Origin of the sequence: Streptomyces niveiscabiei (genome assembly GCF_001419795.1) — a bacterium.
Classification (GTDB): domain Bacteria; phylum Actinomycetota; class Actinomycetes; order Streptomycetales; family Streptomycetaceae; genus Streptomyces; species Streptomyces niveiscabiei.
The window spans coordinates 1-12,695 of the sequence record NZ_LIRL01000272.1; the positions used below are offsets into that span (position 1 = coordinate 1).

The window sequence follows — 12,695 nt, forward strand, 5'->3', positions numbered from 1 at the left end:
CCCGTTCCCTGACCTGGCCTGCTGCGCATTCATTGCACACCAGGCCAGGTCAGGGAACGGGAGGTCAGGCCCAGGCCGTCACCGGTACGAAGGAGCTGTCCTGGCGGAAGACGTCTGTGCCGTCCGCCGGGTCCACGCGGAGTTGGTAGCTGTAGTGGCGCAGGTAGGAGCCGGGGTAGTTGTAGGACTCGAAGCGGACGGCGCCGGAGGTGCTGCCTGTGCGGGCGATGAACGTGGCGTCGCGGGCGAACGTGGAGGTGCCGTCGTTCGCGTCGAACCGGCCCCGGAAGTCCCAGTGGCGCAGGTACTTGCCGGAGGCATCGCGGAACGAGTAGCCGTTCGCGTCGGCGAGTCCGGCGACGACCGTGAAGGTGGCCGCCTGCTTGTCGGCGGCGGCGCTGGAGCCGGTGATCACCGGGAGGTTGAGCAGGGAGGACTGCTGCTCCCAGTACCGGGTGGGGTAGTTGGCGGACTGGAAGGAGCGCGTCGCGTTCCTCGTGATCGCCGGGCCGCCGGAGACGGTCTCCTTGATGACGGTGAAGTGGCGGGCCGTACCGGAGATCGCGGGCAGGGCCTTCGGCGCGGACCAGGTCGCGAAGGTGTCGTAGCTGTCGCTGTAGTAGTACTTGCCGTCGCCGTAGCCGTCGAAGTAGATCCGCCAGGCGCCGTTGTCGAGCTGGATCACCGAGGGGCCCTCGCGGTAGCTGCCCCAGCCGGCCCAGTCGCCGGTCTTCGAGATCGTGTAGGGGCCGTTGAGGGAGGACGCGGTGGCGTACTCGATGTACTTGGTCGTCTCGTTCTTCGTGAACGCGTGGTAGGTCGAGCCGGTCTTCACGATGTACGTGTCGATGTGGTTGGCGCCGATGCCGGACAGGGCGACCGGTGAACTCCACGCGGTGAGCGCCGAGTTCGTGGCTCTCAGGCGGTACGGCGTGAAGATCCACTCGTCGCTGGTGAGCGAGCAGGAGACGATGACGTTGACGCTGCCGTCGCTGTCGACGAACCACTCCGGCGCCCAGGCCCTGGACAGGTTCGCGATCGGCACCGTGTAGTCGTACAGGAACGTCCAGTTGACCCGGTCGGAGCTGCGCGCGAAGCCGATCGTCGTGCTGACGTCCTGCCAGGTGTGCGTGGTGTACGTCAGGTAGTAGAAGCCGTCGGTGTGCCGGAAGACGCTCGCGTCCCGGATGCGGTTGCTCGGCGGCGTGTACGCGGAGGACTTCGCGAGCCGGAAGTCGGTGCCGTCGTCGGACGTGTAGACGTTCACCGTCCCGTCGTTGCTGTTGAGGAACGGGACGATGGTGTACCGGGTCGCGGAACCGCCGGGGGGCGCGGCGGCCAGCGCGGTGCCGAGCAGGCCGGGGGCCTCACCGAGGACGAGGGCTGCGGCGGGGACGATCGCGAGCGCGCGCAGCAGGCTGCGGCGGGACGGCGTGGGGGGACGGTGCTGTGTGGTCATGGCGGCTCTCCCTGACACAATGGGGGTTCGACATGCCGAACGAGGTTCGGGAAGTCGATCAGAAGGTAGGGGCGTGAATGAGACACGTCAATGGGTTGAGCACTGGCCTAACCTGTGAAGATGAACGACGTGTCGATGGTCGGGCTCATGGGGCGGGTCACGGGGGCGGTCGGGCCCGGGCTCGTCGGGGAGGTCATCGTCCGGGTGCGGGGCGGGGCGGAGCACTTCCTCGCGTATCCGGCGAACAACAGGGAGCGGTTCGAGCAGGGGACGGTGGTGATGGTGGTGGAGCATCTGCCGCCGAGGACCGTGTACGTGACGGCCGCGTACGACAGTTGAGCGTACGAAGTCCCAGGTGAGAGCCGTATTCGTCAAGGTTGTGACAAGGATCGGGCGGTCTCTTCTCCTGGGGCGCGGGCGGGCGCACACTCCCTTTCGTCCGGTGCCGAGTTCGTTCGGCGCCGGGGCACCATTCAAAGGGGGCGTATGCCGATGGTCATCGGCGTCGTTGCGGGTGTGGCGGTCGTCGCCGTGCTCGCCGTGATCGGTCTGTTCAAGATGATGTGGCGGGTGGCGGAGCCCAACGAGGCGCTGGTCATCTCGGGTTCGAACCATCGGACCGAGGGACTCGAGGCGGGGATGGGCTTCCGGATCGTCACGGGGCGCGGCACGCTGGTGCTGCCCGGCGTGCAGGCGGTGCGCAAGCTGTCGCTCGACCTCAACGAGACCGAGTTGCAGGTGGATTGCGTCACGCACCAGGGAATTCCGCTGAAGGTGCGGGGAGTCGTCATCTTCAAGGTGGGCGACGACTTCGTGTCGATCGCCAACGCGGCCCGCCGGTTCCTGGACCAGCAGCGGCTGATGTCGGAGCGCGTGCACAACGTGTTCGCCGGTCATCTGCGGTCCATCGTGGGCGGGTTGACGGTCGAGGACATGATCCGCGACCGGGAGAAGCTGACCGGGCAGACCCGGGCGGCGTGCGGGACGGAGATGGAGAAGCTCGGGCTGATCGTGGACTCCTTGCAGATCCACGAGATCGAGGACCCGACCGGATACATCCAGAACCTGGCGATGCCGCACGCCGCGGCCGTCCAGCGGGACGCGCGCATCGCGCAGGCCGAGGCCAACCGGCTCGCCACCGAGGCGGAGCAGCAGGCGGCGGCGCGCATGTCGGAGGCGACGCGCGACAGCGAGATCCTCCAGGCCGGGTACCAGGCCGAGCGCGACCACGCGGCGGCAAAGGCCCGGCAGGCGGGGCCCCTTGCCGAGGCGGGTGCCCGGCAGGAGGTCGTCGTCCAGGAGACCCGCGTCGCCGAACTCGAAGCGCACCGGCGTGAGCAGCAGCTCCAGGCGGACGTCCGCAAGCCCGCCGACGCGAAGGCGTACGAGAAGCGCACCCTCGCCGAAGCCGAGCGCGACGCGCGGATCTCCGCGGCGCAGGCCAAGGCGAAGGAGACCGAACTCGCCGCCGTGGCCGAGGCGTCCAGGGTCAAGCAGGCGGCCGGCGCCGAGGCCGAGGCGACGAAGACGCGGGGCGCGGCGTCGGCCGCGGCGACCCGGGCGACCGGTGAGGCCGAGGCCGCCGCCGCCCAGGCCAAGGGGCTCGCGGCGGCGGAGGCGACCCGTGCGCAGGGGCTCGCCGAGGCCGAGGCGATCAAGGCGCGGGCTGCCGCCCTCGCCGAGAACCAGGAGGCGGTCGTCGCGCAGCAACTCGCCGAGAAGTGGCCGGAGATCGTCCAGGCGGGGGCGTCCGCGTTCGGCAACGTCGACAACATGGTGCTGCTCAACGGGGCCGAGGGAATGGGCGAGTTGTTCGCGAAGGCGCTCACCATGGGCGGTACGGGGCTCGGGCTGGCGCGGCAGTTGCTGGCGTCGATGAGCCCCGAGGCGAACCCTGCCGGGCAGACGGCTGTCGCTCCGGGCGTGCCGCCGATGCCCTCTCCCGCAGCGGCTCCGGTGACGGCTCCTGTGGCCCAGCAGGTCGCGGTCGACAAGGACTAGACGCGGTACGGGAGTTGAGGCGAGCCTCGCGCGGGGCTCGCCTCACTCTCGGTGGCCGGTACCGGCCGTACGTGTCACCGGCGCCCCCGAACCCCCGTTCCCGGCAGGCCGGTTGCCGCCACCGCCGCCACCCTGACCTGCGGCGGCCCCTTAGGGTGCATGGCGTGAGTACGTTCACCGATGACGACGTCCCGGGCCGCTACGGCCCCACCGCGACGACCGAGGCCGACGCCCGCGAGGTCGGCCGCGTCCGCACCGAGTACGCGCCCGAGCATGACGGCGACCCCGACCCCGGCGAGATCGTCTGGACCTGGGTCCCCTTCGAGGAGAACGACGGCCGGGGCAAGGACCGCCCCGTCCTGGTCGTGGCCCGCGAACCCCAGGGCACCCTCCTCGCGGTCCAGCTCTCCAGCAAACGCCACGACGCCGACCGCGAATGGGTCCCCATCGGCAACGGCCCCTGGGACAAGTCGGGCCGCGACTCGTGGGTGGCCGTCGACAGGGTGCTGCGCCTGCACGAGGACGGCATGCGCCGCGAGGCGTGCGCGCTGGACCGGGGCCGCTTCAACCTCGTACGGCAGCGGCTGCACGAGCGGTACGGCTGGACATAGCTGCTGGGCGAGGGTCGTGAAAGCGGCCCTCGCCCGATGGAAATCAGCCTCGCGCGATTATGCGAACGCCTCGGTGAAAGCCTTCCGGACCACCGCACCCGGCGTCCGGTCCAGCACCCCGAAAACCACCCGCTCGAACACCCCGGAAAACCTCCCGGCCAGCAATTCCCGGAATGTCCCGGCCACCTGGACCGGATCGTTCTGGAACACCCCGCACCCCCAGGCGCCCAGCACCACGCGCCGGTACCCGAACGCGACCGCCGTCTCCAGCACCCGTTCGGCGCGCACCGCCAGAGCGCCCGGCACCTCGTCGACGCGCTCCGGCAGGGTCCGTCGGACGACCCCGGCGTTGGGCGCGGCGGCGGTCAGAAAACCGGCGTGATAAGGCTCGTCGAGAAGGCGTCCCCGGTCGTCCCGGAAAACGGGGACGGCCGGAGAATGGATGACCCGGTCGGTGTAGAAGGGATCGCGATGGGCCCGGTGAAAGGCGTAGAAATCGGGCGCCTCCAGCAGACACGCATAGAGGGCGGAAGCCCGGCACAACGCCTCTTCCTGAGCCTGGGCCCCGTTAAGGAAACCCCCGCCGGGATTCCGCGCCGAGGCGAAGTTCAGGACGGCGACGGGCCGGTCGGCGAGGCGGCGGGCCGCTTCGAGGCTGCTCTCGCCGGTGACGTCGACGCCGGTGACGGTGACGGTCACGGGGACCGGCGTACAGGCGACGGGCTCGGGCCCCAGCATCCGCGTACCCGCGCGGGCCGCTTCGACGGCCGCGCCGAGGGACACCCCCCGGTAACCCCCCGCCGAGACGATCTCGACCGTCTCCTTCGCGATGCCCCTGAGCCGCGCGCTCATGGCGACACCCCCGTGGACGCCATGAACGCGACGCCCTCCCCTGTCGTGCTCATGCAGCCATCGTCCGCGACCCGGGACACCCCCTGCAACGGAATTTCACGCCCCGCAAACACCCGGTGAACGCCGGCGTGACATGCGGAGGAACCCCGGAACGAAAGCCGTTACACCCCGTTTCGCCCCCTTGTGGGATCCGCTTCCAGGGTTTTGGGTGGGACGAGTGATCCCGGCCGGACACCCGTCCGAGCCGAACCGGTGGCATGGTGGAACCTCAGGAGGATCCCGAATGTCCGACTCTGTGAGTGACGGCGGCGACTGTACGGACGTCCGTACAGCCGTGACGGAGGCCGAGGTGGAAGCCCTGGTCAGGGGCATCTGCTTCAAGACAGGCCCGCCCAGGACGGTCGGCGTGGAGGTCGAGTGGCTCGTGCACGAGCTGGCCGAACCCCGCCGCCCGGTGACCCGCACCCGACTGGAAACGGCCTACGAGGCCCTGAAGAACATCCCGCTGGACTCCGCGCTCACCGTGGAACCCGGCGGACAACTGGAGCTCAGCTCCCGCCCCGCCGCCTCCTTGACGGAGTGCGTGGACACGGTCTCGGCGGACCTCACCGCCGTACGCGGCACGCTGGCCCCGCTGGGCCTGGCGCTCGCCGGTATCGGCACCGACCCCTGGCACGGCCCCCGCCGCTACCTGCGCGAGCCCAGGTACGACGCGATGGAGGCGTACCTCGACCGGACGGGCCCCGCGGGCCGGGCGATGATGTGCACCTCGGCGTCGGTGCAGGTGTGCCTGGACGCCGGGTTCGAGGAACCGGGCCCGCTGGGGCACGGCCGGCGCTGGTGGCTGGCGCACCACCTGGGCGCCGTCCTCGTCGCGGCGTTCGCGAACTCCCCCCTCCTCGGCGCGGAGCCCACCGGCTGGCGTTCGACGCGCCAGCTGCTGTGGATGGAGATCGGCACGGGCCGCGCGGGCGGCCCCGACCTCGCGCACACCCCGCGCGACGCGTGGTCGCGGCTGGTCCTGGACGCGCCGGTGATGTGCGTACGGCGCGACAGCGGGCCGTGGGACGTGCCCGAGGACCTCACCTTCCGCGACTGGATCCGCACCGGCACGCCGACCCGCGCGGACCTCGACTACCACATCTCGACCCTGTTCCCGCCGGTCCGCCCGCGCGGTCACCTGGAGCTGCGGATGATCGACGCGCAGCCCGGCGAGGACGGCTGGATCGTCCCGCTGGCGGTGACGACGGCCCTGTTCGACGACCCGGAGGCCGCCGAGCGCGCCTACCGGGCGGTGAAACCGCTGGCGGAACGCGCGCGGTCCCGGCCGGCCCCCCACAACCCCCTGTGGCTGACGGCGGCCCGCGAGGCCCTCACCGACCCGGAACTGCACGAGATCGCGCAGGTGTGCTTCGCGGCGGCCCTGGAGGCCCTGCCCCGCATGAGCGCGTCCCCGGCGGTGCTCGCCGCGGTAACCGATTACCACGACCGTTACGTCGTCCCGGGCCGCTGCCCGGCGGACGACCTGCTCGACAGCCTGTACGGCGAGGAGATCCACCGATGACCGCACCCACCGAGTCCTCCGCCGACCCCGAGTCCCTGCGGCGGCGGGCCCTGGACACCCTGACCACGGCCCGCGCCCGCACCACCCTCCTCACGTCCTGCGTCGAGGACCCCGACCTCACCGCCCAGCACTCCCCGCTGATGTCGCCGCTCGTGTGGGACCTCGCGCACATCGGCAACCAGGAGGAGCTGTGGCTCCTGCGCGCGGTCGGGGGCGGCGACCCGATGCGGCCGGAGATCGACAGCCTCTACGACGCGTTCGAGCATCCCCGCTCGGAGCGGCCGACGCTGCCGCTGCTGCCGCCCGCCGAGGCGCGGGCGTACGCGGCCGAAGTCCGGGGCAGAGTCCTGGACCTGCTGGAGAAGGCGGACTTCCACGGCACGCGGCTCACCGAGGCCGGGTTCGCGTTCGGGATGATCGCGCAGCACGAACAGCAGCACGACGAGACGATGCTGATCACCCATCAGCTCCGCAAGGGCCCCCAGGTCCTCACCGCCCCGGACCCCGGCCCGGCCGCCCCGTTCACCGGCCCGGCCGAAGTCCTCGTCCCCGGCGGGGAGTTCACGATGGGCACGGACTCCGAGCCGTGGGCGCTGGACAACGAACGCCCCGCGCACCGCGTCGAGTTGGCGCCCTTCCACCTCGACACGACGCCCGTCACGAACGGCGCGTACCTCCGCTTCATCGAGGACGGCGGCTACGACGAGCCCCGCTGGTGGCACCCCGCCGGCTGGACGCACATCCGTCAACACGCCATCCGTGCCCCGCAGTTCTGGCACAGCGACGGCGGCCAGTGGCTGCGCCGCCGGTTCGGGGTCACGGAGGTGGTCCCGCCGGACGAGCCGGTCGTGCACGTCTGCTGGTACGAGGCCGACGCGTACGCCCGCTGGGCCGGACGCCGGCTGCCCACGGAGGCGGAGTGGGAGAAGGCCGCCCGCCACGACCCGGCGACCGGGGCGTCCCGCCGCTATCCGTGGGGCGACGCGACCCCCTCCCCCGAGCACGCCAACCTCGGCCAGCGCCACCTGCGCCCGGCCCCCGCCGGAAGCTACCCGGCGGGCGAATCCCCGCACGGGGTACGGCAGTTGATCGGTGACGTCTGGGAGTGGACGGCGAGCGACTTCCTGCCCTACCCCGGGTTCCGGGCGTTCCCGTACAAGGAGTACTCAGAGGTGTTCTACGGGCCCGAGTACAAGGTCCTGCGCGGCGGTTCGTTCGCCGTGGACGAGGTCGCCTGCCGGGGTACGTTCCGCAACTGGGACTACCCGATCCGCCGCCAGATCTTCTCCGGGTTCCGCACGGCCCGCTCGGAGGCCGTCTGATGTGCCGTCACCTCGCCTACGTGGGCGACCCGTTGCCGCTGGGCCACCTCCTGTCCGACCCCGCGCACAGCCTGGTCCACCAGTCCTGGCACCCCCTGCACCAACGCTCGGGAACCGTCAACGCCGATGGTTTCGGGGTGGGTTGGTACGCGGACGGCGACCCCGCACCGGCCCGCTACCGCCGCACGGGCCCGATCTGGGCCGACCTCACGTTCCCTGACCTCGCCCGGGTCATCCGCACAAGGGCCCTCCTGGCCGCCGTACGCGACGCGACCCTCCCGGGCGCGGACGGCGAAGCGGCGGCGGCCCCGTTCGCCTCGGGCCGCTGGCTGTTCAGCCACAACGGGGCGGTGAAGGGGTGGCCGACCTCGATGACACCCCTCGTGGGAACGCTTCCGGCGGCGGACCTGCTGTCGCTGGAGGCGCGCACGGACTCGGCGTTCGTGTGGGCACTGGTGCTGGCGCGGCTCGAAAAGCTGCCACTGGGTGACGCGCTGGCCCTCACCGTCGCCGAGATCGTCGAAGCCGCTCCCGGCTCCCGGCTCAACCTCCTTGCCACCGACGGTACTTCGATCGCGGCGACCGCCTGGGGCGACAGTCTCTGGTATCTCCTCGATCCCGGGCGCGGCGTGGTCGTCGCGTCCGAGCCGTACGACGGCGACGCCGCCTGGCGGGAGGTCCCTGACGCCACTCTGCTCACCGCGACCCGCACGGAGGTCCTGCTCACCCCTCTCAAGGATCTCGCCGCACCATCGAAGGAGCCCCGTCCGTGAGCCCGTTCCGTCTCACCCGCACGCTGCCCGAGGGCGCCACCGACGCGGCCCTGCGTGCCGACGTCCTGCGTGGACTGACCGCGAACCCGAAGTGGCTCCCGCCGAAGTGGTTCTACGACGCGCGGGGCAGCGAACTCTTCGACCGGATCACCGAGTTGCCCGAGTACTACCCGACCCGGGCCGAACGGGAGATCCTCCTGACCCGCGCCCCCGAGATCGCCGAGGCGTCCGGCGCCCGCACCCTCGTCGAGCTGGGCTCGGGCTCCTCCGACAAGACGCGTCATCTCCTGGCGGAACTACGGGAGTTGGACACGTACGTCCCGGTGGACGTGAGCGAGAGCGCGCTCACCCAGGCCGGGGAGGCGCTCCTCGTGGAGCATCCCGGCCTGACCATCCACGCCCTGATCGCGGACTTCACGAACGGCCTGCGGCTGCCCGAGACGCCGGGCCCGAGACTCCTCGCCTTTCTCGGCGGCACGATCGGCAACCTCGTACCCGCCGAACGCACCGCGTTCCTCGCCGCCGTCCGTACGCTCCTCTCCCCCGGCGATACGTTTCTCCTGGGGACGGACCTGGTCAAGGACGAGGCGACGCTGGTGCGGGCGTACGACGACTCCGCCGGGGTGACCGCCGCGTTCAACAAGAACGTCCTCAGTGTCGTCGACCGCGAGCTCGGCGCGGACTTCCACCCGGACGCCTTCGACCACGTCGCCCTGTGGGACGCGGACCACGAGTGGATCGAGATGCGGCTGCGGTCCAGGGCCGCGCAGACGGTCAAGGTGCCCGCGCTCGACCTGGCCGTGGACTTCGCGGCGGGCGAGGAGCTGCGTACGGAGGTCTCCGCGAAGTTCCGGGAGACCGGCATCAGGACGGAGCTGGCAGCCGCCGGGCTGGACCTCACCCACTGGTGGACCGACGCGGCGGGCCGCTTCGCGCTGTCCCTGTCCACCGCCCGCTGACCGCCCACGCCTCGCGCCATCCCCTGGCGTGAGGCACGGTGGACGTATGTCGAACCACACATACCGGGTCACCGAGATCGTCGGCACCTCCCCCGAGAGCGTGGACCAGGCCGTCCGCAACGGCATCGCCCGCGCGTCCCAGACCCTGCGCAACCTCGACTGGTTCGAGGTGACGCAGGTCAGGGGGCAGATCGAGAACGGGGAGGTGGCGCACTGGCAGGTGGGGCTGAAGGTGGGGTTCAGGCTGGACGAGGAGAGCTGAGGCGTGCCGGGGGCCGTCACCTCTTCCTGTACTCCAGCGACCGCCCCTCGTTGAGCCGCTGGACCAGGTCGAACGCGGCGACGGTGAGCGGCAGCAGGTCTGCCGTGCTGAGCCCGTCCTTCATCCGCCGCAGCTCCGCGACCAGGGCGACCTCCTGCTTCCCCGGCCTGCCGACCCGGTCGTCGACCGTGCCGAGCGCGCCGAGCGAGCCGTGGATGTGGTTCCAGTCCTGCTCGTTGACGTCGGCGCGCTCCGCCTGGTTGAGGTGGCGGTAGTTGCGCAGCAGGTCCTTGCCCGCGGGCATGCCCTTCAGCCACTGATGGCGGGTGAGCGGGATCTGCCGCTCCTGGCGCTGCCCGGCCTCGCCGTGCTCGACGGGCCGGGAGTAGACCGTCGCCTGCTCGTCGGCGGGGTCGAGCCCGGCCGCCGTGAGGGCGAACGCGGCGAACTCCGCCGGGTTCGCGCGGTAGTGGACGCGCATCGGCAGGGGCAGCAGCGTGAAGTTGTGGGCGAAGGACGTCCGGGACATGACGCCGCCCGCGATGGACTTCGAGTTCGCCTTCTCGCCCAGTTCCGCGCCGTACGCGAGGTAGCTGCCGATCAGCGTGACGAGGCCGACGAGGCCGTCCGTGGACTCGCCGCCGGTGACCGAAGCGGGGAGCGCCTTCGCCTGGGCCTCGGCGGCCTGGCGGATGCCGTCGGCCGTGCGGATGCTGCTCTGGTGCAGGTCCTGCTTGGCCGTCTTCCGCTGCTCGTGCGCGCCGGGCAGGGTGAACGTGGGCCGCTTGTCCGGGACTTGGAGGTACTCCACGAGCCTCGGGAGTTCGTCCAGTTTGAAGCCGCCGGTCATCTGCGGGGCGTAGACGAGGGGGCCGTTGAGGGGGAACACGACGATGCCGGGGTCGGCCGTGAAGCCGCCCAGGTTGACTTGATCCAGCGGGAAGGACGGCTGGCCCTGCCGGGCGTCCAGCGCCTGGGAGACAGCGGTGATCTCGCCCATGACCCGCAGGACCTCGTCCCTCGTGCTGAGCGGTTCGGTCACCCACTCCAGGGCGGAGCCGCCGGTGGGGCTGACGTCCGAGGTGAGCGCGTACCCCGTGCCCGTGCCGACGGAACCCATCTTGGGGACCTCGCGGCCCGGGATCGGGGTCTCGCGGATCCAGTTGCGCTGGAGCAGCGACAGTTCGACGGCGCTCATCTGCGCGCCGTACACGGCGGGGTGGTCCTGCCGCGCCTTGTCGAGGCGTGCCCGGCCGGCCGCCGTGGGGCGGTAGCCCAGGGGGTCGCCCGCGAGCGGGGTGAGCCAGGCCGTGCGCAACTCCTCGCTGGACATGCCCTGTTCGGACGCGTCCAGCAGGTCGCCGGTCTGCCGCCGGTCGGACATCGTCAGCAGCAGTTGCGCGCCGCAGATCGCGTCCCGCTCGGTGATCTCGTTCTGATGCGCCTGGTGGTCCTCCTGCGTCAGGTCGTTGTGGTCCCGCATCCGCCACTGCGACTCGAACTCGAAGCCGACCCGCCGCTGTACCGCTTCCCCGTGCTCCCCGCGCTCCCCGGCGTCCGCCTCGCGGCACTGGACGCTCTGCCCCCGGGCCACCCTCGCCCCGACCTCCGACGCCTCCCGCTCCCACTTCCCGTCCGGATCGCTGAGCCCGCCCGGCGCGCCGCGCTGCGTCGTGTGGTGGATCTCGTGGGCCATCGTCTCCGTGTCCCGCAGGACGCTCGCGTTCTGGACGACGATGTTGTTGCCGACGGTGTACGCCTTGGCGTCGATGCTCTCGGCGGCCTGCGCGTCCACGGACACGCGGACGTGCCCGAGCCCGGTTCCGAACGCGCTCTCCATCGACGTCCGCATCTGCCTCGGCAACGGCCGCCCGCCCCGCGAGGCGCTCCGCGCGGCCTCCCGCACGGCGTCGCCCCCCTCTACCGCGCGCTCGCGGGCGACCATCCGGGACACGGCGGCATTCCCGACGACCCCCTGAAGCGCACCCAACGAGCCCACCGGCGCGGTACGCGCGGTACGCGCGGGACTCCGCGACTCGGCCCGCTCACGCGCCGCATCGCTGTTCCGTCGGGACTCGGTGGTACGCCGCATGAGGAATCCGTTTCTGCCGAGAGCTGTGGCCCGGCAACCGTGCCCCACGGAGGGACACGCGGGAAGGGCGCCGAGGGCAGACCCGGGGCCACTGCGAGGTGCCCTTCCGTCTCGTCCGGCCGGGCCCGCGTTCATCGGCCGGGCCGCCCGCCCGGAGGCCGCCGGAAGGCCCCGATCACGTACGCCCCGCCCCCTCCTGTGCCTCCCGCAGCGTCTCCGACGGGGTCGTCCACCTCGCCAGGACCACCGTGAACCCGGCCTTCCGCGCGTCCGCGCAGACGAGTTCGTCGTCGTCCACCAGGACCCGGACCTCTCTGCCGCGCGCGAACTTCCGCAGGAGCTCCAGCTTGGTTTGGCGGGCGGGGCGGCGGTCGTCGTTGCGGCGCATGTGGACGTCGCCCTCGGGCAGGCCGTGGCGTTCGAGCCAGGCGAGGGTGTCGCGGCGGCAGCGTTCGGGGCGGCCCGTGAGGTAGACGATCTCGCACTCCTCGGCGGTGGAGAGGGCGAGGGCGACGCCCTCGGGGAGCGGCGGGTCGTCGGGGGCGGCGGCGAAGAAGGCGGCCCAGTCGCGCCGGGCGCCCTGGAGGAAGCGTTGGCGGTGGGCCGTGTCGGCGAGGGTGTTGTCGAGGTCGAAGACGGCGAGGGGGCGGCGGCTGTCGGTCACGGGATCAACGGTAGGCGCCACCACTGACAACGCTCCTGGATACCGGCCGCACACCGATCCCGATGCCCGCCCTCACCCCAATTGTTAATGGGAACCATTTTCAGCTACCCTCCTCGACACGTGCCGGACCACACAC

Annotated in this window: 12 protein-coding genes; 8 read left to right on the forward strand and 4 right to left on the reverse strand. The window is 71.5% G+C overall.

Annotation, left to right across the window (positions count from 1 at the left end; genetic code table 11):
* Positions 1-64 precede the first annotated feature (64 nt).
* On the reverse strand, positions 65-1,459 hold the full coding sequence (locus AOK24_RS14555; protein ID WP_055720493.1) for a glycoside hydrolase family 43 protein: 1,395 nt from the start codon (positions 1,457-1,459) through the stop codon (positions 65-67).
* 120 nt (positions 1,460-1,579) lie between these two features.
* On the opposite strand from AOK24_RS14555, the gene AOK24_RS14560 reads away from it, so the two are divergent.
* The 3 genes from AOK24_RS14560 to AOK24_RS14570 all read left to right on the forward strand — a co-directional run bounded on the left by AOK24_RS14560 (position 1,580) and on the right by AOK24_RS14570 (position 4,071).
* A complete protein-coding gene (locus AOK24_RS14560; protein ID WP_206191201.1) occupies positions 1,580-1,798 on the forward strand; it encodes a hypothetical protein in 219 nt (72 codons plus the stop codon).
* A 147-nt stretch (positions 1,799-1,945) separates the two neighbouring features.
* Complete coding sequence (locus tag AOK24_RS14565; RefSeq protein ID WP_055720495.1) at positions 1,946-3,460, forward strand: SPFH domain-containing protein; 1,515 nt, start codon at positions 1,946-1,948, stop codon at positions 3,458-3,460.
* A gap of 164 nt (positions 3,461-3,624) precedes the next feature.
* The gene (locus tag AOK24_RS14570) at positions 3,625-4,071 is read left to right on the forward strand and encodes a type II toxin-antitoxin system PemK/MazF family toxin (protein ID WP_055720496.1); all 447 of its coding nucleotides are present in this window, start codon (positions 3,625-3,627) and stop codon (positions 4,069-4,071) included.
* A 57-nt stretch (positions 4,072-4,128) separates the two neighbouring features.
* Here the strand turns inward: AOK24_RS14570 and AOK24_RS14575 are convergent, their stop codons facing one another.
* A complete protein-coding gene (locus tag AOK24_RS14575; RefSeq protein ID WP_055720497.1) occupies positions 4,129-4,923 on the reverse strand; it encodes a TIGR02452 family protein in 795 nt (264 codons plus the stop codon).
* Between the two features lie 283 nt (positions 4,924-5,206).
* Here AOK24_RS14575 and egtA point away from each other — a divergent pair, with 283 nt between their 5' ends.
* From egtA to AOK24_RS14600, 5 genes are read left to right on the forward strand one after another with little or no spacing between them, the layout of a single operon-like run.
* On the forward strand, positions 5,207-6,487 hold the full coding sequence (egtA, locus tag AOK24_RS14580) for an ergothioneine biosynthesis glutamate--cysteine ligase EgtA (RefSeq protein ID WP_055720498.1): 1,281 nt from the start codon (positions 5,207-5,209) through the stop codon (positions 6,485-6,487).
* Positions 6,484-7,809: an ergothioneine biosynthesis protein EgtB gene (gene egtB, locus AOK24_RS14585; protein WP_055720499.1), complete on the forward strand. Its 1,326-nt coding sequence runs from the start codon at positions 6,484-6,486 to the stop codon at positions 7,807-7,809. The genes egtA and egtB overlap by 4 nt, the downstream gene beginning before the upstream one ends.
* Positions 7,809-8,582, forward strand: coding sequence for an ergothioneine biosynthesis protein EgtC (egtC, locus tag AOK24_RS14590; RefSeq protein ID WP_055720500.1), 774 nt, complete (start codon positions 7,809-7,811; stop codon positions 8,580-8,582). The genes egtB and egtC overlap by 1 nt, the downstream gene beginning before the upstream one ends.
* On the forward strand, positions 8,579-9,541 hold the full coding sequence (gene egtD, locus AOK24_RS14595) for an L-histidine N(alpha)-methyltransferase (RefSeq protein ID WP_055720501.1): 963 nt from the start codon (positions 8,579-8,581) through the stop codon (positions 9,539-9,541). Before egtC ends, egtD begins: the two co-directional genes overlap by 4 nt.
* 46 nt (positions 9,542-9,587) lie before the next feature.
* Positions 9,588-9,803 carry a dodecin gene (locus tag AOK24_RS14600; RefSeq protein WP_055720502.1) on the forward strand — a complete coding sequence of 72 codons (216 nt, stop codon included), beginning with the start codon at positions 9,588-9,590 and terminating at the stop codon, positions 9,801-9,803.
* A 16-nt stretch (positions 9,804-9,819) separates the two neighbouring features.
* Here AOK24_RS14600 and AOK24_RS14605 read toward each other — a convergent pair whose 3' ends face one another.
* A complete protein-coding gene (locus tag AOK24_RS14605; RefSeq protein WP_240553906.1) occupies positions 9,820-11,748 on the reverse strand; it encodes an eCIS core domain-containing protein in 1,929 nt (642 codons plus the stop codon).
* Between the two features lie 322 nt (positions 11,749-12,070).
* Positions 12,071-12,559 (reverse strand): phosphatase domain-containing protein, encoded by a 489-nt coding sequence (locus tag AOK24_RS14610; protein ID WP_055720504.1) that lies wholly within the window; start codon positions 12,557-12,559, stop codon positions 12,071-12,073.
* Between the last annotated feature and the right edge of the window lie 136 nt (positions 12,560-12,695).